Genomic DNA, 21,820 nt, shown 5'->3' with positions numbered 1-21,820 from the left:
AAAGCCGGTGCCATCGCAGCCACAATGCAGCATGGCCGCAACGCTGAACGCTCCACCCCCACCACCGGGACGCCTGATCGCGCACCTGGACATGGACGCTTTCTATGCGTCGGTGGAGCTGCTGCGCTACCCCGACCTGAAGGGCCAGCCGGTGGTCATCGGTGGCGGGCGGCGCCATGAACCGGTGCTGCGCGAGGACGGCAGCCGCGAGTACGCCCGGCTGCGCGACTACACCGGCCGCGGCGTCACCACCACCGCCACCTACGAGGCGCGCGATCTGGGCGTGCACTCGGGCATGGGCCTGATGAAGGCGGCGGTGCGCGCGCCCGACGCCATCCTGCTGCCGATGGATTTCGACGCCTACCGGATGTACTCCCGCCGCTTCAAGGCGGCGGTGGCCGAGCTGGCCCCGGTGATCGAGGATCGCGGCATAGACGAGATCTATATCGATCTCGGCGATGTGCCGGGCGCACGCGACGCCGTCGGCCACGACCCGCTGGGCGGGGTGCGCGCCCTGGCCCAGGAGATCAAGAACAATGTGCGGCGCGCCACGGCCTTAAGCTGCTCGATCGGCATCACGCCCAACAAGCTGCTGTCCAAGATCGCCTCCGAGCTGGACAAGCCCGACGGGCTGACGATTCTGACCCTGGACGACATCCCGTCCCGCATTTGGCCGATGAGCCCGCGCAAGATCAATGGCATCGGCCCAAAGGCCGCGGCCAGGCTGGCGACGCTGGGCATTCACACCGTCGGCGAGGTGGCCGCGGCCGACCCGGCCTGGCTGATCGAGCAGTTCGGCCGCAGCTTCGGTGCCTGGCTGCACGAGGCCTCGCACGGCCGCGACGAGCGACCGGTGGTGACGCACAGCGAGCCGGTGTCGATCAGCCGCGAGACCACCTTCGAGCGCGACCTGCATGCCAGGCACGACCGCGCCGAACTGGGCGAGATCTTCACCCGGCTGTGCGTGCAACTGGCGGGTGATTTGCAGCGCAAGGGCTATCTGGGCCGCACGGTGGGCATCAAGCTGCGCTTTGAGGGTTTTCGCACGGTGACCCGCGACCTCACCCTGGATCTGCCGGTGCAGGACGCCGAGGCGATACGCGCCGCCGCTGGCGCCTGCCTGAAGCGGGTGGACCTGAGCCAGCGCCTGCGCCTGCTGGGCGTGCGCATGGGTGGCCTGTGCCGGCCCGGCGATGTGCAGGCCCGGCGCCGCACACCCCGCCCCGCCCGGGCGGTGGCCGAGCCGCTGCCCCAGAATCTGACACTGTTTTGAGGCCGCACGCCCGCCGGGCGGCGCGCTTGGGTATGCTTGGACGCGCCCATATTCGTTGGCGGTCCGCCGGTCAGGAGGCAGGCATGCAGCAAAGCGCAAGCGATACCCAACCAGGCCGGGCAGCCGCGCTGCTGGCCCGGTTGGAGGCCCTCGCCCTGGCCCATCCGATGCTGGCGCTGAAGCCCTATGAACGCCTCGAGCAGCAATGCACGGAGAGCCGGCCGGCCGTGGCCCTGGTGGCGCTGTACGGCCAGTTCTTCGTGCTGGAACGCCGCGGCCGTGCCATTGAGCTGCTGGAGCGGCTGGGGGCCGGACTGGAGCTGGCCAGGGCCCGCCATCTGCCCGCCCATGCGGCACTGCTGCATGAGGCGCTGGGCCGCATCCGCTACCAACGCGGCGAGTATGGCGAGGCCACGCTGCACTGGTCCAGCGCCGTGGACCTGGCCGGCCTGGTGGGCCATGTGCGCATCGGCGTGGCCGCACGCATCGGACTGGGCCAGCTGCACTATGCGCTGAACGACTGGGAGACCGGCCAGCGCTTTCACGCCAACGCCGACGAGATGCTGAGCGAGGTTGGCGACGACTATCTGCAGAGCAAGCTGTGCATCAACCTGGGCGTCGGGCTGTTCAACCGCAACCAGTTCGCTGCCGCCGAGCTGCAGTTCCGCAAGGGCCAGGCCGCGGCACAGCGCGCCCGCCACCGCGACTACCAGGCCGAGGCCCTCTGGCACCTGTCGCGCTGCGCCGAGGCCCTGGGCCTGCATGAGCAGGCCAGGCTCGATTGCCGTCAGGCGCTGGCGATGGCGGTGCGCTGCGGCTACACCTGGCTGCAGGCAGTGGCCAGCGCCACGCTGGCCGAGCTGGCCAGCACCGACGCCGACCATCAGCAGGCGATAGCGGTGGCCGAGCACAGTCTGCAGCTGGCCAAGACGCTGGGCGCCCGGCGCCTGCAGAGCTCGGCCCACAAGGCGCTGGCCCGCCTCTATCAGGCGAGTCAACAGTTGCCCCAGGCGCTGGACCATCTATGGCAGCACCAGGCCGTGGAGGCCGAGCTCTACCGGCTGAGCCTGCCCGAGCGTCTGGGGGCCCTGGCCCGCTTTGATCTGGGCCACCAGAGTGCGGAGGAGCGCCTGCTGAACCTGTCCAATCGCCACTGGGCGGTGGACTCGCCCGCCGATCTGCTGAGCGCCGCCGACGAGATCCGCGAGCAGGTGCTGGCGCTGATGCGGGTCGACCGGCTGCTGTTCTGGTGGGACGTCGACGGCACCGGCCGCTTCAGCAGCGCCGATGCGCCCGGCCAGTGGCTGAGCCCTGACAGCTGCCCCGGCTACCTGGCCCTGCTCGAGCGCACGGACGGGCCGCTGACCCTCACCGACCTGCGCCTGCACCCCTGCCACGCCGAGCTGCAGGCGCTGAGCCCGGGCGCGAAGTCGCGCGCCGAGCTGGTGATCTACCAGCAGCAGCGGCCGCGCGCCGTGCTGTGGCTGGAGCACGGCCACCAGGCCCGCAGCTGGGCCCGAACCGATGTGCTCAACGCCAGCCACGTGGCCAAGATCTACGAACGCCTGCTGCTGAGCCTGGATCTGGCGCAGGCCAAGCAGGCCAAGGCCGAGATGGAGCGCGAGAAGATCGCCTCGCTGGGCCGGCTCGTGGCGGGCATCGCGCATGACGTCAACACCCCCATAGGCGTGGCCATCACGGCCGCTTCCTGCCTGGGCGACGCCGCCCGGCGCATGGCCACGCTGATCGCCTCGGGCCGGGTCAGCCGCAGCGAGCTGCTGTCGCTGTCGGAGCAGATGGGGGCCAGCGGCGAGCTGGTGGAGCGCAATCTGCAGCGCGCCGCCGCGCTGGTCGGCGACTTCAAACGCATCGCCGTGGACCAGAACACCGAGGAGCGGCAGACCTTCGAGCTCGGCGAGTACCTGCGCTCGGTGGTGGCGGTGCACGGCCCGGCCCTGCGCAAGAGTGGCGCGCGGGTCGAGCTGGAGGTCGAGGCCGGCCTGCGCATGACCCTCCCCCCGGGCCTGTTGACCCAGGTGTTCTCGAACCTGATCATGAACAGCCTCACCCACGCCTTCCCGCAGGGTCAGGGCGGCTGCATCCACATCTCGGCCGAGCGCTTGGGCGGCGAGGCGCGGCTGCATTACCGCGACGATGGCGTCGGCGTCTCGGCCGAGGTGCGGGCACGGATGTTCGAGGCCTTCTTCACCACCCGCCGCGGCCAGGGTGGCTCCGGTCTGGGCATGTATATGGTGCAAAACATCGTCAAGCGCCTGGGTGGCGGCGTCGAGCTGCTGCCCAGCGAGCGCGGGCTGTGCCTGGCGCTGAGCCTGCCTCTGAGCGATGGCCCGACGCCCATACTCGCCTGAGCGCTACAGTGCTAGGCATGCCAGACCTCAGCGCCGCCGACACCCGTTTTCCCTCGATCGAGGGCCTGCGCGCCTTCGAGGCTGCGGCCCGGCTGGGCAGCCTGGAGCGTGCGGCCGAGGCCCTGCACATCGGCGCCAGCGCCGTCAGCAAGCGCATCAGCACGCTGGAGGAACTGCTGGGCGCCGCCCTGCTGGACCGCACGCTCAAGCCGCTGGCCCTGACGGCCACAGGCAAGGAGTATCTGGAGCAGGTACGCGCCGCCCTGGCCCTGCTGGCCGCCACACCGCTGCACCACCGCAGCGCCCAGCGACTGCAGCGCTTGCGCATCACCGCACCACCCACCTTCGCCCGGCAGATCCTGGTGCCGGCCCTGCCCGGCTTCACCGAGGCCCATCCCGAGCTGGAGCTGGAGCTGCTGCTGAGCACGCCCTATCTGGACGAGGTCGGCCCGGCCGCCGATCTGGAGATACGCAATGGCGAGATCGACGCCATCGGCGAGCAGGGCCAGGTCTTGATGCAGGACTGGGTCACGCCGATGGCCGCGCCGGCCCTGCTGCAGCGCCTGCCCGCCCTGCGCCGCCCGGCCGACCTGGCCCAGGCACCGCTGCTGCGCACGCCGCTGGAGCCCTGGACGCCCTGGCTGCGCGCCGCCGGCCTGGACTGGCCGGAGCCGGCCCGGGGCACGCGCTTCGTCGATCTGGGCCTGACCCTGGAGGCGGCCGTCTGCGGCCAGGGCGTGGCCCTGGGCCGGCCCAGCCTGGCCGCCCCCTATCTGCGCAGCGGCGCGCTGCGGCGGCTGTTCGATCTGCAGGTGCCTGCCGCCAAGTCCTACTACCTGCTGACCCATCAGGCCAGCCCCGGCGCGCAGCGGTTCGCGCAATGGCTGGGCCGGCACTGCGCGGGCCTGGCGGAGGATTGTTCAGCCAAGACCTGAATATCTTTCTGGCCGCTGCTGCCGGTCTGACCTAGCATGACGCTGGTTGCAATCAGAACTAGAGACAGACCATGCCCGTGATCACCTGCATCGAAGACCTGCGCGTCCTGGCCAAAAAGCGCGTGCCGCGCATGTTCTACGACTATGCCGACGCCGGCTCCTGGACCGAGGGCACCTACCGGGCCAACGAGAGCGATTTCCAGGCCATCAAGCTGCGCCAGCGCGTGGCCGTGAACATGGAGAACCGCAGCACCCGTACGACCATGGTCGGCCAGCCGGTGGCCATGCCGGTGGCCATCGCCCCGACCGGGCTGACCGGCATGCAGCATGCCGATGGCGAGATCCTCGCCGCCCGCGCGGCCAAGGCCTTTGGCGTGCCGTTCACGCTGTCGACGATGAGCATCTGCTCGATCGAGGATGTGGCCGAGGCAACGAAGGCGCCGTTCTGGTTCCAGCTCTATGTGATGCGCGACCGCGACTTCATCGAGCGGCTGATCGATAGAGCCAAGGCCGCCAATTGCTCGGCCCTGCAGCTGACCCTGGACCTGCAGATCCTCGGCCAGCGCCACAAGGACATCAAGAACGGCCTGTCCACGCCCCCCAAGCCGACGCTGGCCAACATCCTCAACCTGATGACCAAGCCGCGCTGGTGCTTGGGGATGGCGGGAACGAAGCGCCACAGCTTCGGCAATATCGTCGGCCATGCCAAGGGCGTGGGCGATCTGTCCTCGCTGTCGGCCTGGACGGCCGAGCAGTTCGACCCGGCCTTAAGCTGGGCCGATGTCGAATGGATCAAGAAGCGCTGGGGCGGCAAGCTGATACTGAAGGGCATCATGGATGTCGAGGACGCCCGCCTGGCCGTCAACAGCGGCGCCGATGCGCTGATCGTCTCCAACCATGGCGGCCGCCAGCTGGACGGCGCCCCGTCATCGATCCAGGCTTTGCCTTCGATCGCCGAGGCCGTGGGCAAGGACATCGAGGTCTGGATGGACGGCGGCATACGCTCGGGCCAGGACGTGCTCAAGGCCTGGGCGCTGGGCGCCCGCGGCACGCTGATAGGCCGCAGCTTCCTCTACGGCCTGGGCGCGCTGGGCGAGGCGGGCGTGACCCGCTGCCTGGAGATCATCCACAAGGAGCTGGACCTGACGATGGCCTTCTGCGGCCACACGCAGATCCAGAATTTGGGGCGCGACATCCTGCTGCCGGGCACGTTGCCGCGGGCCCTGTAGCCCGGATGGCTGCGACGCGGCCGAGGTGAGCACCTGCGTGCTCACCGACGCGCGACACAGCGCCTTGACCTTGGAAGGGCAAGGCAATCCGGGGTTCACTTGCGCCACTTGCCTTCCGAGGCCTCCATCACCATCCGCGCGGCCAGGTAAAGCCGCGGCTCGATCGAGCCGATCAGCACGAACTCGGCATCGGTGGTGTGGGCGCCAAAGCCCTGCAGGCCGAAGCGCTCGACCACAGCGGCCTTGGTTGCCAGCGAGGCAAAGGCGGCGTCGGTGCCGCCGCCGCCAGCGCTGCTGGACACCTGCAGCGTCAAGCCCAACTCGGCATAGACGCCCTGGGCGTGGGAGGCAAAGGCCTTGGAGGCGGCCGTGCTCTCCAACGGCGGACGGCGACGCTCGAACACCAGCTCGACCTGCGAGCCCGGCAGCAGCTTGTTCTGGATGCGCTCGCGCAGCTTCTTCTCGACGCCGTCGTAGTCGGCCACGCGCAGCACCCGCACATCGGCCGAGGCGGTGGCAAACGGCGGGATCATATTGCGCGTGATGCCGGCATTGGCCATGGTCCAGTTGACCTTGACGCCATGGGCGGGGTCGGACAGATCACGCATCTGCAGCAGTTGGTGCGACAGCTCGTACAGCGCATTGACACCCAGCTCGGGCGAGGACCCGGCGTGCGAGGCGCGCCCCTTGACCGTCAGGTTGACCGAGGCAATGCCGGCCGTGGCCAGCGACAAGCCGTCGTTGCGCACGCCGGCCCCCTCGAAGGACATCACCACATCGTGCTCGCCGCCCAGGCGTGTGAGCATGGCGCGTGAGCCGGGCGAGCTGATCTCCTCGTCGCCATTGATCAACACCGTCAGGCGCCCGAACTTGTCGTAGTTCAGCGACTTCAGCATCGCCACCGTATGCAGGATCACGGCCACGCCGGCCTTGTCATCGGCGATGCCCAGTCCATAGGCCTTGTCGTCGCGGATCTCGAAGGGCTGCTTGGCCAGCATGCCCGCCGGATAGACGGTGTCCATATGGGCGATCAGCAGGATCCTGGCCGTGCCCGTGCCATTGAAGGTGGCGCGCACCGCCTTGCCGACCTTCTCCGGCGTGTCTTCCATCCGGTAGACCTCGACATTGGTGTCCACCAGCTCGACCTTGCCGCCCAGGCTGCGCAGCCGGTCGGCTATCAGCTTGGCCGCCTGCTCCAGGCCTTGAAGTTCACGGCTGCCGGACTCGATGGCCACCAGCTGGCGAAGGGTGTCCAGCAGTAGCGGCTTCTCGCGCTGGGCCGCCTCGAGCACGGGCTCCAGCGGTGCCGCCCCCGCCAGGCTGGCGCAGCACAACAGGGCCAGGCAGCTCAGTCGCCACAGGCGGAGCGGCAAAGAGGATCGCTTCATCATGTCTCCAGCGCGTTTTTCGTGAGCCTGCAGCTTAGTCCGGGTCCGCCGAATCAGCCGCCCGGGTCGCACGTCAATCGCACAGCGACCAAATTCATCTGGCCTAGGGATTCCATCTCTTACGCGAAACTGACATCATTCGTGCTGGCTACCGGATTCACAGGAGGCCGTCATGACACTGCAGCAGTTCGCCCAGATCAAGAATTGGCTGGTGATGCACAGGCGCAATCATCCGGTGGAGTCCCAGGCATGGGACGTGGTCGTCACCTGCTGGGTGCTGGGATGGGTGGGTGTGCCCGGCTCGCTGCTGACTGACAACCCCGGTTACCTGCCACTATGCCTGCTGGGCTATCTGCTGCCCTCGCTGTACGGCCAGGTGAGACAGTACCTGCACCGCAGCGGCCGACTGCGTTGCGATTGGCTGACGGCGTTGTGACACGGCATGCTGCAACGCAGCACCCCTAAACAGAGGGGGTTCGGCAAATCGGGTTATCGGGTAGAGTCGATCGCCAGGGAGAGACAAGAGCTGTCTCTTGATTGACCACAGAGCTTGGAGAAGCCACCATGAAGTACGCCCCCATTCTCAGCGCGCTGGTCTTAAGCGCCACATTGACACCCGCCTTCGCGCAGAACGTCAACAAAGCCGTCAACCTGACAACCAGCGAACTCGCCTCCACCGAGTACAAGACCAACAAGACGGCGTTCACCGACACCTACACCTTCACCGTCGCCAGCGCCTCCGACCTGTATTTGTCCCTGTCCGAGCTGATTCTGGCAACACAGAAGCAGATCGACTGGAACGACACCGAAGCCTTCAAGCTGACGGGCTCGTTTGGCTCAATGATCTGGGGCGAGACCGATCCGCAGCAGCAGCTGAGCGTCGAAGCGCTGAACTTCACCGGCGTCGCCACGCTGGTCCTCAAGGGCACGGCCACCGGCACCGGCAAATTCGTCGCCGACGTCGGCACCGTCTATGGCCAGTACCAGATCCAGGCCAATGCGATAGCGGCCATTCCCGAGCCCGAGACCTATGCGCTGTTGCTGGCAGGTCTGGGCTTTGTGGGCTATGTGGCCCGCCGCCGCAAGCAGGACTGAATCCCGGCTCGCTCGAACGGCCCGCTCAAACAAAAGGCTCCTCACGGAGCCTTTTTTTCGTCTGTATTGCGTCTGTGCTCAGGTTTTTGGCAGCGTCACGCCCACCTGGCCCTGGTACTTGCCACCACGGTCCTTGTAGCTGGTCTCGCAGACCTCGTCGCTTTCGAAGAACAGCACCTGGGCGCAGCCCTCGCCGGCATAGATCTTGGCCGGCAGCGGCGTGGTGTTGCTGAACTCCAGGGTCACATAGCCCTCCCACTCGGGTTCGAACGGGGTGACGTTGACGATGATGCCGCAGCGGGCGTAGGTGCTCTTGCCCAGGCAGATCGTCAGCACATTGCGCGGAATGCGGAAGTACTCCATCGTGCGTGCCAGCGCAAAGCTGTTGGGCGGGATGATGCAGACGTCGGAGTTGATATCGACAAAGCTCTTCTCGTCGAAATTCTTCGGGTCCACCACGGTGCTGTAAATATTGGTGAAGACTTTGAACTCGGGGGCGCAGCGTATGTCGTAGCCATAACTGCTGGTGCCGTAGCTGACGATCTTCTGGCCGTCGGCCGACTGGCGCACCTGGCCGGGCTCGAACGGCTCGATCATGCCGTGCTCCTGCGCCATGCGGCGTATCCACTTGTCACTCTTGATGGTCATGGGCTGGTCCTGGTTGGTGCCGCCCTGTGTCGCAGCGGCAATGTCGCTATTTTGACAGCCGCGCATGCTTGTGCTGCACTAGCATCTATTGACCTATAACATCAGCAGACAGTGCTTCAGGAGACAGTCATGCGCCAAGCCACCGAATTGCTGAGCCAGTACGCCCAGTACCACCGCGACCGCCGCAACATCGTCACCCATTTCATCGGCATACCGATGATCGTGTTCGCCGTCGGCGTGCTGCTCTCAAGGCCTGGCTTCGAGCTGGCCGGCTGGCATCTGACGCCGGCCTGGCTGGTATTCGCTCCGCTGGCCCTGTGGTACGTGACCCGGGGCCAGTTCATGCTGGGCCTGGCGGTCAGCGCCGGCACCGCGCTGATGCTGGTGCTGGCCCAGCAGTTCACCGCTGCCAGCAGCACCGCCGCCTGGCTGGGCTGGGGCGTGGGCATCTTCGTCGTCGGCTGGGTGTTCCAGTTCGTCGGCCACTACTACGAGGGCCGCAAGCCGGCCTTTGTCGATGACATCATCGGCCTGGCCGTCGGCCCGATGTTCGTCGTCGCCGAGTGGATGTTCGCCATCGGCTGGAACAAGCCGCTGCTGCACGAGATCGAGCGCGTCGCCGGCCCCACGCTGCTGCGCGACCTGGCGCACCCTGCCAGGAGTTAAGCAGGTATTTCTGCCAGCACGCGGGCCGGTTCCGGCTCGCTGTCGAAGCGGGCCAGGCCGCTGTAGCAGATGAAGTGCCGGTGCTTGGCGCGGCCGATCAGGGTCAGGCCCAGTTGCATCGCCAGCGCATGACCCATCTGAGTAATACCGTTGCGCGACACGACGATGGGCACGCCCATCTGCGCCGCCTTCATGACCATCTCGCTGGTCAGCCGGCCGGTGGTGTAAAAGCTCTTGTCGCCACCCACCACCCCGTTCATCCACATCCAGCCGGCGATGGTGTCGATGGCGTTGTGGCGGCCGACATCCTCGAAGTGCACCTGCATCTCGCCACCGCGGAACAGTGCGCAGCCATGGACCGAGCCGGCCTTCTTGTAGACGCTGTCCTGGCGGCGCATCTGGTCGAGCATCGCGTACAGGGTACTTTGGCGCAGGCGGGCTTCGGTGGCGCCGGGTAGATCGACGCTCTCGACATCGGCCATCAGGCTGCCGAACACCGTGCCCTGGCCACAGCCGGTGGTCACCACCCGGTGGGCGGTCTTTTCCTCGATAGCGTCAATGCCGGAGCGGGTGCGCACGGCGGCGGCACCGACCTCCCAATCAACGGTAATCGATTCGATCTCATCGACCGAGGCCACCAGGCGCTGGTTGCGCAGATAGCCGAGCACCAGCAGTTCGGGCGCCAGGCCCAGCGTCATCAGGGTGACCAGCTCCCGCTTGTCCACGAACACGGTCAGCGGCCGTTCAGCCGGGATGCTCATGCGGCGGCGCTGGCCGAATTCGTCCAGCACCTCTATGTCATGGGTCAACGGCGCCTGGGCCTGGGTCAGCCTGGGCAGCTTGGCAATCGGCATCATGGCGCCCATCATGACAGCAGCGGGGTGGCCCGCCTCGGGATGCGGCTTCTCAAGTCTTCTTGGCCGGTGTTGGTGCCGCAGCGGGCGCGGCCGCCGCGGCAGGCGCGCTGGCCGGTGCCGGCGGGACATAGGCAAAGGGGCCGGGATCGGCGCAGGCGGGCACACCGCTGGCCGGCTTGGCTGCCGGGGCCGCCGCCTTCTTCTGCTGGGCCATATAGGCGCCGGCCACCTTGTCCTGCGACTTGCAGAGCTGGAAATCGGCGACCTTGTTGCTCCAGGCCGTCTTGGCGGCGGCCTCGGCAGCCTTGGCTTTGGCCTCGTCGCTGGGCGCCGGCAGCTTGGCCAGCACCAGGCCGCTGCACAGGGCCAAGCCCAGGGGAATCAGAACTTTGCTCGCAAACATGGCTTGCTCCGGAAAAGCGGTCGAGGATGATCAAGAGGCCCGCGGGCTGCCGGCCGGTGCCGCGGACGATGCCGAGGCGCTGCGCTGCGCCGGGATGCGCCCGGCCTTGACATCGTCATACCAGTACTCGTGGTGCTCCTTGGCCCAGCTCTCGTCCACCTGGCCGTCGCGCATCGCGGCGTAGGCACCCTTGACACCCAGCGTGCCCATATAGATATGCCCGAGGAACATGGTCATCATCAGCACTCCGGCCGTGGCATGCAGCAGGTGGGCGATCTGCATATTGCGGCGGGTGAATTCGATGCCGGGGAACAGATGGTCCAGCGCCAGACCGCTGAGCGAGACCAGGAGGCCCAGGCCCAGCACGCCGGTCCAGAAAAGAATCTTCTCGCCGGCATTGAAGCGGTGCGAGGGCACATGGGACTTCGAGAACAGGCCACCAAAGCTGCGCAACCATTGCAGGTCGTAGGCCTTGGGCAGGTTGTCCTTGATGAAGATGACAATGAGCAGTACCAAGCCAACGCTGAACAGCGGGCCGACGAAGTTGTGCAGCGTCTTCAGCGCGTAGCTGAGCCAGCCCAGCAGGCTACCGCCTATCACCGGCAGCAGCACAAACTTGCCGAACATCATCACCAGGCCGGAGATGGCGAGAATCGAGAAGCTGATCGCCACCGTCCAGTGCGCCGAGCGCTCCAGCGCGGTGAAGCGTTCGACCATGCGACCGGTCGGCGGCGCGTGCGTCTCCAGCGGGCCCTTGCGCCAGTAGAACAGCGCAATCGCCAACACCATGATCAGGACCAGGGAGCCGCCGTAGGGGATCAGCCAGCGGTTGCGCACCTGGCGCCAGGCCTCGCCGGCCGTCGTATAGCTCGAACCCGGGTACTGGACAAAGGACTGGATCAAGATGCCCGACTCGGCCGCCGGAAGGCTGCTGTAACCCTGGGTGTTGCCGGACTCGCGTACCGCCCGCCACATCGGCGCGTTATTGCCCGGCTGGCTCTTGGCGCGCTGGGCGTTGGTGTCGTCGGGTTTGGGCTCCGGCGCCGCAGCCACCGCAGGTGCAGATGCCGCAGGGTCGGCGGCCTGCGCCGATCCGAGCAAACCCCAGCTCAGCAGCAGGGGAAGAATGAGACCCGCGATAGTGCGCATGGCGTGCTCCTGGTCCGCAGGCTCAGCGGCTGTAGTCGTTCTGCTTCTGGCCGCGGGCGCGCAGCTGCTGTTCCCAGCTGGTCTTGTCGCCTGCCGTCCAGCCGCTGACCATATAGACCTTGGCCGCGCCGCTATAGGCCGTGGCATCGGGCTTCTTGCTCTGGGTCAGGTTCTGCGGGCTTTCGCCGCAGGCGGCGAGCAGGCCCGTCAGGCTCAACATCACAAAGGCGGCGCTGCGCATCATGTCTTGCTCCCCTCGGGCGGGGTGGGCGAAGGTGCGCCCTGCGTAGGCTTGCCGTAAGCGGTGCCCCAGCCCCAGACCTCGCTGCCCTTGCCACGATTGATGACACGGGTGCGGAAGATGTCGGCCACCACATCGCCGTCGCCGCCGAGCAGGGCCTTGGTCGAGCACATCTCGGCACAGGCCGGCAGCTTGCCCTCGGCCAGACGGTTGCGGCCGTACTTCTCATACTCTGCCTGGCTGCCGTTGTCTTCCGGGCCGCCGGCGCAGAAGGTGCACTTGTCCATCTTGCCGCGCAGGCCAAAGGTGCCGTTGCTGGGGAACTGCGGTGCGCCGAAGGGGCAGGCATAGGAGCAGTAGCCGCAGCCTATGCAGATGTCCTTGTCGTGCAGCACCACGCCCTCGTCGGTGCGATAGAAGCAGTCCACCGGGCAGACCGACATGCAGGGTGCGTCGGAGCAGTGCATGCAGGCCACCGAAATGGACTTCTCGCCCGGCACGCCGTCATTCAGCGTGACGACGCGGCGGCGGTTCACGCCCCAGGGCACGTCATGCTCGGCCTTGCAGGCGGTGACGCAGCCGTTGCACTCGATGCAACGCTCGGCGTCGCAGATGAATTTCATTCGGGCCATGAAGGTCTCCTGAAGTCAAAGGCTGCGGCTCAGGCCGCTTTTTCGATCTGGCACAGCGTGGTCTTGGTCTCTTGCATCATCGTCACGCTGTCATAGCCATAGGTGGTGGCGGTGTTGACGGCCTCGCCCCGCACCACAGGCTTGGCGCCATCCGGGTAGTACTGGGCCATGTCCGCCCCCTGCCAGTGGCCGGAGTAGTGGAAGGGCAGGAACACCGTCTCGCGGTCGACCCGCTCGGTGATCAGGGCCATGACCTTGATCTTGGCGCCGGTGGGCGTCTTGACCCAGACCTGCTCACCGTTGCGTATGCCGCGGTCATTCGCTGCCGCCGGATTGATCTCGACAAACATGTCCTGCTGCAGCTCGGCCAGCCAGGGGTTGGAGCGGGTTTCCTCACCGCCGCCCTCGTACTCGACCAGACGGCCGCTGGTCATGATCAGCGGGAAGGTCTTGCCGATGTCCTTGTTCGCGTCCTGCACCGACTTGAACAGCGTAGGCAGGCGCCAGAAGGCCTTCTTGTCGTCGTGCGTCGGGTATTTGGCGATCATGTCCGGCCGGTTCGAATACAGCGGCTCGCGGTGCTGCGGGATCGGATCGGGGAAGTTCCAGACCACGGCCCGCGCCTTGGCGTTGCCGAACGGGTGGCAACCATGGTTCTTCATCGTCACACGGATGATGCCGCCCGACGAGTCGGTCTTCCAGTTCTTGCCCTCGGCGGCGGCCTTCTCGGCATCGGTCAACTCATCCCACCAGCCCAGCTTCTTCAGCAGCAGGTGGTCGAACTCGGGGTAGCCGGTGGTCAGGTCCGCGCCCTTGGAGTGCGAGCCATCCTCGGCCAGCAGATTGACGCCCTCGCGCTCGACACCGAAATTGGCGCGGAAGTTGCCTCCACCATCCATCACATGCTTGGAGGTGTCGTACAGATTCGGCGAGCCCGGATGCTTGAATTCCGGTGTGCCCCAGCAGGGCCAGGGCAGACCGAAATAGTCGCCGTCCAGCGAATAGCCGGTTTCCTTGTCCACCCCGCCCTTGGCACGCAGGGTCTTCACGTCGAACACATGCATATTGCGCATGTGAGCCTTCAGCCGCTCCGGGCTCTGGCCCGAGTAGCCAATCGTCCAGACGCACTTGTTGATCTCGCGCAGCATAGACTCGGGCTCGGGCTCCATCATCCCGCCCTTGGCCGCCACCATCTTCAGGTTCTTCACCAGCTCCTTGCCGAAGCCCAGTTTCTCGGCCAACTGGTACATGATCATGTGGTCGGTCCGCGACTCGAACAGCGGGTCTATGACCTTCTCGCGCCACTGGATCGAACGGTTCGAGGCGGTGCAGGAGCCGGAAGTCTCGAACTGCGTGCACGCCGGCAGCAGATAGACCGCCCGCTTGGCATTCAGATCTTCCGCCTTGCCGGGCATGGCGGCCATCGCCGCCGTGGCCGACGGGAACGGGTCGACGACGACCAGCAGGTCCAGCTTGTCCATGGCCTTCTTCATTTCCAGGCCACGGGTCTGCGAGTTCGGCGCATGGCCCCAGAAGAACAGGCCGCGCAGATTGCTTTCCTGGTCGATCAGCTCGTTCTTCTCGAGCACGCCGTCGATCCAGCGCGACACCGTCATGCCGCTCTTGCCCATCATGCCGGGCGCGTACTGCTTCTTGATCCAGTCGAACTCGACGCCCCAGGTCTTGGCGAAGTGCTTCCAGGAGCCATCGGCCAGGCCGTAGTAGCCCGGCAGCGAATCCGGGTTCGGGCCCACGTCGGTGGCGCCCTGCACATTGTCGTGGCCTCGGAAGATATTGGCCCCACCGCCGGTGACGCCGATATTGCCCAGCGCCAGCTGCAGGATGCAGGAGGCGCGGACGATGGCATTGCCGATCGAGTGCTGGGTCTGGCCCATGCACCAGACAATCGTGCCCGGCCGGTTGTCGGCCAGCATCTTGGCGATCTTGAAGCAGGTGGCCTCGTCAACGCCGCAGGCCTCCTGCACCTTGTCGGGAGTCCACTTGGTCAGCACGTCCTCGCGCACCTTGTCCATGCCATAGACGCGGTCGGCCAGGTACTTCTTGTCTTCCCAGCCGTTCTTGAAGATGTGGTGCAAGAGGCCGAACAGGAAGGGAATGTCGGTGCCGGAGCGGATGCGCACATACTCGTCGGCCTTGGCCGCCGTGCGCGTGAAACGCGGATCGACGACGATCATCTTGCAGCCGGTTTCCTTGGCATGCAGCATGTGCAGCATCGACACCGGATGGGCCTCGGCCGCATTCGAGCCGATATACATCGCCACCTTGGCGTTCTGCATATCGTTGTACGAATTGGTCATCGCGCCATAGCCCCAGGTATTGGCCACACCGGCCACCGTGGTCGAGTGGCAGATGCGCGCCTGGTGGTCGCAGTTGTTGGTGCCCCAGAACGACGCCCATTTGCGCAGCAGATAGGCCTGTTCGTTGTTGTGCTTGCTGGAGCCGACGAAGAAGATCGAGTCCGGCCCGCTGGCCTTCTTCAGCTCCAGCATCTTGGCGCTGATCTCGGTCAGCGCCACATCCCAGCTGATGCGCTGGTACTTGCCGTCCACCAGCTTCATCGGGTACTTGAGGCGATACTCGCCGTGGCCGTGCTCGCGCAGTGCCGCGCCCTTGGCGCAGTGGGCGCCGAGGTTGATAGGCGAATCGAACACCGGCTCCTGGCGCACCCAGACGCCGTTTTCCACCACCGCATCGACGGCGCAGCCGACCGAGCAGTGGCCGCAGACGGTTCGCTTGACCTCCACCTTGCCCGAGCCGTCGGACTTGACCGCATCGGCCGCCTGGGCCTTGCGCACCAGGGTCAGCTGCGAGCCGGCAAGCCCTGCCCCCACGCCCAGACCGGAGCGGCGCAGAAAGGCGCGACGGTCCATCGTCGGGATGGCGCGGGAGACGCCGCGCTCCAGGCGCGAGACCAGCCCGGAGGCCTGCTGGGCGGCGGATGCCGGGGTCGATGATTTGCGGGTGAGCAACATATTCGCTCCTCAGTGGGATGGGGGCTGCACACGCGGTCAAGCGGCGTAGCTGTCAACCTGCCGGTCGGGGCCGGCGCCTCAGCCAAATGGCTTGTATCGCCAATTGGCCTTCGCCAGGAACAAGCCCCTTTCGGGCCTTGTATCCGGGCTCAGACCTTGGCGGTTTGGTAATAGCGTTTGACGTGTTCGCTGAGCCGGTAGCCCGCGCTGGTGTCGGGCGCCGCGGCGGTCTGCACCGGTTCGGCTTGCGACTTCAGCACCTGGGGCAGCACCGCCGCCGCAGCGGCCAGGGTACCCACCGTGCCTGCACCAGCCACCCAGTGGCGGCGCGACAACTTGTTGTTCGATTCGGACATGTCTGTCTCCTGAATGACGGCGGAATAGCCGTCTCCAACGCAGGCCCAGTATTGCGGCAGCCGGCAAATACTGCAAGTGTGAATACCCAGAGAACGAAGCCGCCGGGCCTGACTGTGCGGGTCACGCACAGCCAACTCACTCCAGCATGTCGAAGGCCTGGGTTTCTACTGCCATGAAGGCCTGGGTGAACAGCGCCACCTGGCGGTAGAGACCGGCTCCGGGGTGCTGTGCCAGTGTCTCGCAGAAGCGCTCCACCCAGGGCTGGACGTGGGCGCGGAAGAACTGGCGCTGCCGCTCCAGATTGCAGACCGCGAGGTCGTCACCGGCGATCAGATAGCGCATCACCTCGAACACATAAGCCACATGATCCTCGGTCTCCTGCATCGCCGCGTCACGTGCCAGACCCAGCTCGCCCAGGCTGCTGCGCAGCTTGACCAGCGGCGTCTCGTGCAGATAGCCGGCCATGTAGAACGAGCCATACAGAAAGACCTCGGGCTTGCCCACGCCCATGAACAGGGCTTCGTACTCGGCCGCCGCTTGGGGCTCATCGCTCGCGCGTGCCGCCGCGACCAGGTCTTGCCAGGGCCGCTCCAGAAAACCGCCCGGCTCGGGTGCCTCGGTCACGGCGACCTGGAACTGGCCCAGCAGCTCGGCCGAGGGCGGAGCAAAGAACAGGCTGGACAGCAGGCCGTAGATCTCGGCGCGGGCGAGTTCCTCGCCGGCGTCGGGCGCACTCATCACAATCGGTTGGGCGATGCTCATAGGTCGGTGATCCGGACTTCGCTGGTGCTGGAATGCAGGTCGATGACACGGCAGTCGCTGCACATCTTCAGCCGCTCGGCCGCAGCGCCCTGGAAGGCCGGGTGGCCGGCCAGCTTGCCCAGCATGTTCTCGATCGCCTTCAGGGTGCCGAAGGGCTTGCTGCAGCGTATGCAGCGGAACGGGGCCTGTTCGTTCAGCACCCGCGCCGATTTGCGCGCCTTGCCGCCGTCGGCCAGCCAGAGACGCGGCGCCAATTTAATAGCCTGCTCCGGGCAGGTCGATTCGCACAGACCGCACTGCACGCAGTTCTTCTCGATGAAGCGCAGCTGCGGCGCGTCAGGATTGTCGGCCAGCGCCGCCGATGGGCAGGCGCCGACGCAGCTGAGGCACAGCGTGCATTTGGTGGTGTCCACGACGACGGTGCCGAATGGGCTGCCGGCGGCGGGCAGGGTGATCAGCTCGGGCACCGTCGGCGCCTGCGCCATCAGGTGGTCCAGTGCGAGCTCCAGATTGCTGCGCTTGTCGGCCTGCATCGCGAAGGCGGCCGCCTGCTTCAGCGCGGGAGCAACAGGCGACTTGAGGCCACCGTCCAGCGCCGTGACATCTTCGGCCTGCAGCAAGCGCAGCCGCTCGGCACCCAGGCCCAGTCCGGCCAGCAGCGCATTGCCGATGGCGATCTGTTCTGTCAACGCCGCGTGGTATTCGGGCGCCTCCTCGTCGGTCATGAGCACCGTGACGCCGCTGGCGCCATAGGCAATCGCGCCCAGCCAGGCATCCAGCCCGAGGCTGGCGGTGTGGTGAACGGCCAGCGGAAGCACATGGGCCGCCAGCCCCTGCACCGTGCGGCTGGTGCGCGCCGCGCGACCCAGCGCCTCGATCATGGTCTTGCCCGCGCCCTGGCTGTGCAGCAGCAGCACCGCATCGCGGCCGCCGGCCGCCTTGTAGCTGCTCAGCAGCGTGCGCATCGTCAGCCCTTGCTGAGCGAGGCCCGGCGTGGCATAGCTCAGCGCACCGCTGGGGCAGACCGTCGTGCAGGCGCCGCAGCCGACGCACAGGTACGGCTCGACGATGATGCCGCCCGCGCCCTTGATATCGCTGCGTATCGCATCGGCCGAGCAGACCTCGACGCAGGCATTGCAGCCGACCTGCTTGTTGCGGCTGTGGGCGCAGAGCTTGGACTTGTAATTGAAGAACTTGGGTTTCTCGAACTCGCCGACCAGATCGCGCAGTTTCAGCACCGCCTGCATCAGCTTGTCACTGTCACGGCCGGCATGGAAATAGCCCTGCGGTGGCTGGTGCTGGCCCAGCAACGGCACGGGCGACAGGTCCAGCACCAGGTCGAAGCGCTCGCTGAACGACTGCGGCGCGCGGGCAAAGTCGATCGCCCCGGCAGCGTCGCAGACCTTGACGCAATCGCGATGGCTGGTGCAGCGGGACAGATCGATCTGGTAGCTGAAATCGATTGCGCCCTCGGGGCAGGCATCGACGCAGGCATTGCAGCGGGTGCACAGGTCCAGGTCGATCGGGTTGCTGCTCTCCCAGCTCAGCTCGAACTGGCCCAGCCAGCCGGTCAGCGCGGTGACACGACCGGCGCTGACGGCCTGCTCATGGGCCTGCGCCAATGCGCCGCCGCCCTGCCCTCCTTGTGTCAGCAACAGGGTCACATCCAGCTTGTCAGCCAGCAGGTCGGCGGCGGCCTGGGCCGCACCGGCCGGGCCGATAACGACGCAGCGGCCGGCCGACTGGTAGCTGACGGTGGACACCGGCTCGGCCTCGGGCAGCTGAGCGGCAGCAATCAGCGCCGCCAGCTTCGGCATGGATCTGGCCGCGTCCTTGGACCAACCACCGGTTTCGCGGATATTGACGAAGCGTATCGGCCGCTGCTGGACCGAGGGCGCCCCCTCGGTCTGCTCGTTCAGCTCCAGGAACAGCGCGCTTTCCTGGGTGCATGCGACCAGCAACTCCTCGCCGCTCTTGGCTGCGCGCTGGAAGGCGCCGGCCTCGCGGCGGCACAGCAGGGTGTGGACAGTATCAGCGCCGCTGGCTTTCAGCGCCGCCGCATCCAGTGGCATCGTCTGGTTGCAATTGCAGATCAGGGTCTTCATCAGTCGGTGCCTGGGTATCCGTTGGGGTGCCTGGGGTAGCAAGTGGGGCCTCGTCTGCCGACTGTGACAGCTCGGACGGCGCTGCGACAGCGGGTGTGCCCGTATCGACACCGTCCTCGGTGCGCTTCTCGGACGGCTCGCGCTCCTCGTCGCCGAACAGGCCCAGCGCCCAGGACTGGTTCATCTGGCGCAACATGCCTGGCGGAAGCGGGTCGGGCTTGCCGTAGTCGTCGATATAGATGTCGAGCCCGTCCATCACATTGAACTGCGGCTCGGCGAACAGCTTCTTCAAGGCCGCGCGTTTGACATCGGCGTCGACGCCGCTGGCCATGAAGCGCGAGTAGCTGGCGTCCTGGCCCAGGGCGGCGACATCGGCCAGCGTGGGCAGTGGTTCGGCAGGCGCTGGCGGCTTTTCTTCGAGCGCCGGCTCGGGCGCGGGAACTGCCGCAACGGGAGTCGGCGGCACCACCGGCGGCAACGGCTGCACCTCGTCCACCGGCAGCCCCTGGCGCACCTCGGCCTTGCGCCGTGCCCAGCGCGACAGAAAACCGCTGCCCTCGCGATCACTCACGGTGCGCCCCGCTCGCCCGGCGCACGGAAGGACTGCGGGCGCCGGCGCTGCTTGGCCTCGGGCGTGTAGTTCGCCTCGGTGTAGGCTGCCAGCCAGGCGCGAACGTCTTCCGGCAAGGGCACGTTGTCGACCCGCTCCTGGGCATCCAGCCAGCGCCCGGCCTCGTTGTACGACAGGCTGACGTTCTGCGGCGTGGCGACGGACGGATCCTCGTCATCGATGCGCCACATCACGAAAAACACCGGTGCGCCCGAGGTCAGGTTCAGGTGGTAGCCCTCGCCCTCGTCGCGGAACAGCTCGACCTTGAAGCCCGGGTGCAGAAAGCGCGCCACGCCGCCCTCCTCGTGCAGCAGCCGCGGCGCGCTGCCGAACAGCGGCTCGTCGACCACCACCTCGGCCAGCGCATGGCGCCAGTTCTCCCAGCGATTGGGCTGGCGCTCGCGCCGCATCACCACGGCGAGCTGTAGCGATGGGCGGGGGTCCATCAGGTTCCCGCGAGCTGTTTCGACACCAAGGGAAATGCCGCCGGGTCGCGGATCGATGCCACCGCCAGATCCACATCCAGCTGCGGCCAGTACAGATGATCCGCGGTCGGCCACTGGACGTCGGAGAGCTGCTCTATGGTCGCCTGCCTGAACCAGGGGAATTGCTCGAACGGAACCAGCAATTCCTCGTCGTCAAGCAAGAGCCAGAAGCCATGACGGGACACATGGGTAACCTCAGCCGCCGAAGTGGTATTGCCAGGCATGAGCAATCTCCTGAAGGTGGGATTCAACGACCGTCTGCGCCTCGCGCAACTGCCTGGCAGACAAGCCCGTGTGATTGGCCAAGGTCACCTGCGGCGTCAGCCAGAACTTTGCCTCGCCATCCGGATGGGCCACATGCACATGAATGCGCGGCTCCTCTCGTGAAAAGAAGAACAGGCGAAACGGCCCATCACGAACAACGGTCGGCGACATGGTTGCACAGTATCCGCTGAACCCGTACTTCAGCTGTTCTTCGAGATCGTGATAGTCGGGAACTTGGACGAATAGTCCTTGGCCGCCTTGGCGATCTTCACCGCCACCTGGCGGGCGACGGTCTTGTAGATGGCGGCGATCTCGCCATCGGGCTCGCTGACCACGGTCGGTCGGCCGGCGTCGGCCTGCTCGCGGATCGACAGATTCAGCGGCAGGGCGCCCAGATAGTCCACGTTGTAGTCGGCGGCCATCTTCTTGCCACCATCGGCGCCGAAGATGTGCTCGACATGGCCGCAGTTGCTGCACACGTGCACGGCCATGTTCTCGACGATGCCCAGGATGGGCACGCCGACCTTCTCGAACATCTTCAGGCCCTTGCGGGCGTCGAGCAGCGCAATGTCCTGCGGCGTGGTGACGATCACCGCGCCGGTCAGTGGCACGCGCTGGCTCAGTGTCAGCTGGATGTCGCCGGTGCCCGGCGGCATGTCGACAATCAGATAGTCCAGCTCGCGCCAGTTGGTCTGGCGCAGCAGTTGATCCAGAGCCTGTGTGGCCATGGGGCCGCGCCAGATCATCGGGTTGTCGGCATCGACCAGAAAGCCTATCGACATCACCTGCACGCCGTAGTTCTCCAAGGGCTCCATCGTCGAGCCGTCCTCGCTCTCGGGCCGGCCCTCGATGCCCATCATCGTCGGCTGACTGGGGCCGTAGATGTCGGCATCCAGAATGCCGACGGCCGCACCCTCGGCAGCCAGGGCCAGGGCCAGGTTGACGGCGGTGGTGGACTTGCCGACACCGCCCTTGCCCGAGGCCACGGCAACGATGTTCTTGATCTTTGGCAGCAGCTGCACGCCACGCTGCACCGCGTGGGCCACGATCTTGGTGTACAGGTTCACGCTGACATTGCCGGCGCCGGGCACGGTGCGCACGGCGGCGATCAGCTCGCGGCGCAGGGCGGCAATCTGGCTCTTGGCCGGGTAGCCCAGCTCGATGTCGAAGGCCACGTCGGCGCCATCGACGCGCAGATTCTTGATCTGCTTGGCCGACACGAAATCGCTGCCGGTATTGGGATCGACGACGGTCTTGATCGCGTCCAGCAGAGCCTGCTCGGTAACACTCATGGTGGGATAGAAATCCAGTGGGGGAATGCGAACCAGTCTAGCCTAGAGGCGAAGCCCCTTGCGGCGC

General features: G+C 66.5%; 22 protein-coding genes and 1 pseudogene. 7 read left to right on the top strand and 16 right to left on the bottom strand.

What is annotated here, in order from left to right; translation table 11 throughout:
- The first annotated feature begins 91 nt into the window (after positions 1-91).
- The 4 genes from DES47_RS14720 to DES47_RS14705 all read left to right on the top strand — a co-directional run bounded on the left by DES47_RS14720 (position 92) and on the right by DES47_RS14705 (position 5,806).
- A complete protein-coding gene (locus DES47_RS14720; RefSeq protein WP_133701453.1) occupies positions 92-1,273 on the top strand; it encodes a Y-family DNA polymerase in 1,182 nt (393 codons plus the stop codon).
- 83 nt (positions 1,274-1,356) lie between these two features.
- Positions 1,357-3,642, top strand: coding sequence for a GAF domain-containing sensor histidine kinase (locus DES47_RS14715; protein ID WP_133701452.1), 2,286 nt, complete (start codon positions 1,357-1,359; stop codon positions 3,640-3,642).
- Positions 3,643-3,659: 17 nt separating this feature from the next.
- Positions 3,660-4,577 (top strand): LysR substrate-binding domain-containing protein, encoded by a 918-nt coding sequence (locus DES47_RS14710; RefSeq protein WP_133701451.1) that lies wholly within the window; start codon positions 3,660-3,662, stop codon positions 4,575-4,577.
- 71 nt (positions 4,578-4,648) lie between these two features.
- Positions 4,649-5,806: an alpha-hydroxy acid oxidase gene (locus DES47_RS14705; RefSeq protein ID WP_133701450.1), complete on the top strand. Its 1,158-nt coding sequence runs from the start codon at positions 4,649-4,651 to the stop codon at positions 5,804-5,806.
- A 95-nt stretch (positions 5,807-5,901) separates the two neighbouring features.
- Here the strand turns inward: DES47_RS14705 and DES47_RS14700 are convergent, their stop codons facing one another.
- Entirely contained in the window at positions 5,902-7,194 is a 1,293-nt protein-coding gene (locus DES47_RS14700; protein ID WP_133701449.1) for a M20/M25/M40 family metallo-hydrolase, read from the bottom strand.
- A gap of 172 nt (positions 7,195-7,366) precedes the next feature.
- On the opposite strand from DES47_RS14700, the gene DES47_RS14695 reads away from it, so the two are divergent.
- Complete coding sequence (locus DES47_RS14695; RefSeq protein ID WP_133701448.1) at positions 7,367-7,630, top strand: hypothetical protein; 264 nt, start codon at positions 7,367-7,369, stop codon at positions 7,628-7,630.
- A 167-nt stretch (positions 7,631-7,797) separates the two neighbouring features.
- Positions 7,798-8,289, top strand: a pseudogene (locus tag DES47_RS28995) (FxDxF family PEP-CTERM protein); the annotation flags it as partial.
- A 78-nt stretch (positions 8,290-8,367) separates the two neighbouring features.
- Here the strand turns inward: DES47_RS28995 and dcd are convergent.
- On the bottom strand, positions 8,368-8,937 hold the full coding sequence (gene dcd / locus DES47_RS14685) for a dCTP deaminase (protein WP_133701447.1): 570 nt from the start codon (positions 8,935-8,937) through the stop codon (positions 8,368-8,370).
- Positions 8,938-9,066: 129 nt separating this feature from the next.
- Here dcd and DES47_RS14680 point away from each other — a divergent pair, with 129 nt between their 5' ends.
- Positions 9,067-9,603 (top strand): Mpo1 family 2-hydroxy fatty acid dioxygenase, encoded by a 537-nt coding sequence (locus DES47_RS14680; RefSeq protein WP_133701446.1) that lies wholly within the window; start codon positions 9,067-9,069, stop codon positions 9,601-9,603.
- On the opposite strand, the gene DES47_RS14675 is transcribed toward DES47_RS14680, so the two are convergent.
- The 14 genes from DES47_RS14675 to apbC all read right to left on the bottom strand — a co-directional run bounded on the left by DES47_RS14675 (position 9,600) and on the right by apbC (position 21,753).
- Complete coding sequence (locus DES47_RS14675) at positions 9,600-10,460, bottom strand: formate dehydrogenase accessory sulfurtransferase FdhD (protein WP_243748306.1); 861 nt, start codon at positions 10,458-10,460, stop codon at positions 9,600-9,602. The genes DES47_RS14680 and DES47_RS14675 overlap by 4 nt on opposite strands.
- A 49-nt stretch (positions 10,461-10,509) precedes the next feature.
- Complete coding sequence (locus DES47_RS14670) at positions 10,510-10,863, bottom strand: hypothetical protein (protein ID WP_133701444.1); 354 nt, start codon at positions 10,861-10,863, stop codon at positions 10,510-10,512.
- A gap of 30 nt (positions 10,864-10,893) precedes the next feature.
- Entirely contained in the window at positions 10,894-12,012 is a 1,119-nt protein-coding gene (locus DES47_RS14665) for a formate dehydrogenase subunit gamma (RefSeq protein ID WP_133701443.1), read from the bottom strand.
- A gap of 22 nt (positions 12,013-12,034) precedes the next feature.
- The gene (locus DES47_RS14660) at positions 12,035-12,256 is read right to left on the bottom strand and encodes a hypothetical protein (protein ID WP_133701442.1); all 222 of its coding nucleotides are present in this window, start codon (positions 12,254-12,256) and stop codon (positions 12,035-12,037) included.
- On the bottom strand, positions 12,253-12,885 hold the full coding sequence (gene fdh3B / locus DES47_RS14655) for a formate dehydrogenase FDH3 subunit beta (RefSeq protein ID WP_133701441.1): 633 nt from the start codon (positions 12,883-12,885) through the stop codon (positions 12,253-12,255). Before fdh3B ends, DES47_RS14660 begins: the two co-directional genes overlap by 4 nt.
- A 29-nt stretch (positions 12,886-12,914) precedes the next feature.
- Positions 12,915-15,878, bottom strand: a complete 2,964-nt coding sequence (locus DES47_RS14650; RefSeq protein WP_133701440.1) for a formate dehydrogenase subunit alpha — start codon at positions 15,876-15,878, stop codon at positions 12,915-12,917.
- Between the two features lie 149 nt (positions 15,879-16,027).
- Entirely contained in the window at positions 16,028-16,234 is a 207-nt protein-coding gene (locus tag DES47_RS14645; protein ID WP_133701439.1) for a formate dehydrogenase, read from the bottom strand.
- A 136-nt stretch (positions 16,235-16,370) separates the two neighbouring features.
- A complete protein-coding gene (locus tag DES47_RS14640) occupies positions 16,371-16,997 on the bottom strand; it encodes a TorD/DmsD family molecular chaperone (RefSeq protein ID WP_133701438.1) in 627 nt (208 codons plus the stop codon).
- The gene (locus tag DES47_RS14635; protein WP_243748305.1) at positions 16,994-19,102 is read right to left on the bottom strand and encodes a 4Fe-4S binding protein; all 2,109 of its coding nucleotides are present in this window, start codon (positions 19,100-19,102) and stop codon (positions 16,994-16,996) included. The genes DES47_RS14640 and DES47_RS14635 overlap by 4 nt, the downstream gene beginning before the upstream one ends.
- On the bottom strand, positions 19,029-19,673 hold the full coding sequence (locus DES47_RS14630) for a DUF3306 domain-containing protein (RefSeq protein WP_133701437.1): 645 nt from the start codon (positions 19,671-19,673) through the stop codon (positions 19,029-19,031). Before DES47_RS14630 ends, DES47_RS14635 begins: the two co-directional genes overlap by 74 nt.
- A complete protein-coding gene (locus DES47_RS14625; RefSeq protein ID WP_133701436.1) occupies positions 19,670-20,158 on the bottom strand; it encodes a DUF3305 domain-containing protein in 489 nt (162 codons plus the stop codon). The genes DES47_RS14630 and DES47_RS14625 overlap by 4 nt, the downstream gene beginning before the upstream one ends.
- On the bottom strand, positions 20,158-20,421 hold the full coding sequence (locus DES47_RS14620; protein WP_133701435.1) for a DUF2442 domain-containing protein: 264 nt from the start codon (positions 20,419-20,421) through the stop codon (positions 20,158-20,160). The genes DES47_RS14625 and DES47_RS14620 overlap by 1 nt, the downstream gene beginning before the upstream one ends.
- The gene (locus DES47_RS14615; RefSeq protein ID WP_133701434.1) at positions 20,393-20,632 is read right to left on the bottom strand and encodes a DUF4160 domain-containing protein; all 240 of its coding nucleotides are present in this window, start codon (positions 20,630-20,632) and stop codon (positions 20,393-20,395) included. Before DES47_RS14615 ends, DES47_RS14620 begins: the two co-directional genes overlap by 29 nt.
- A gap of 29 nt (positions 20,633-20,661) precedes the next feature.
- A complete protein-coding gene (gene apbC, locus DES47_RS14610) occupies positions 20,662-21,753 on the bottom strand; it encodes an iron-sulfur cluster carrier protein ApbC (protein WP_133701433.1) in 1,092 nt (363 codons plus the stop codon).
- Between the last annotated feature and the right edge of the window lie 67 nt (positions 21,754-21,820).

Source organism: Roseateles toxinivorans (assembly GCF_004362525.1).
In the GTDB taxonomy this organism is placed as follows: domain Bacteria; phylum Pseudomonadota; class Gammaproteobacteria; order Burkholderiales; family Burkholderiaceae_C; genus Paucibacter; species Paucibacter toxinivorans.
This window is presented reverse-complemented; position numbering and strand designations above follow the sequence as displayed.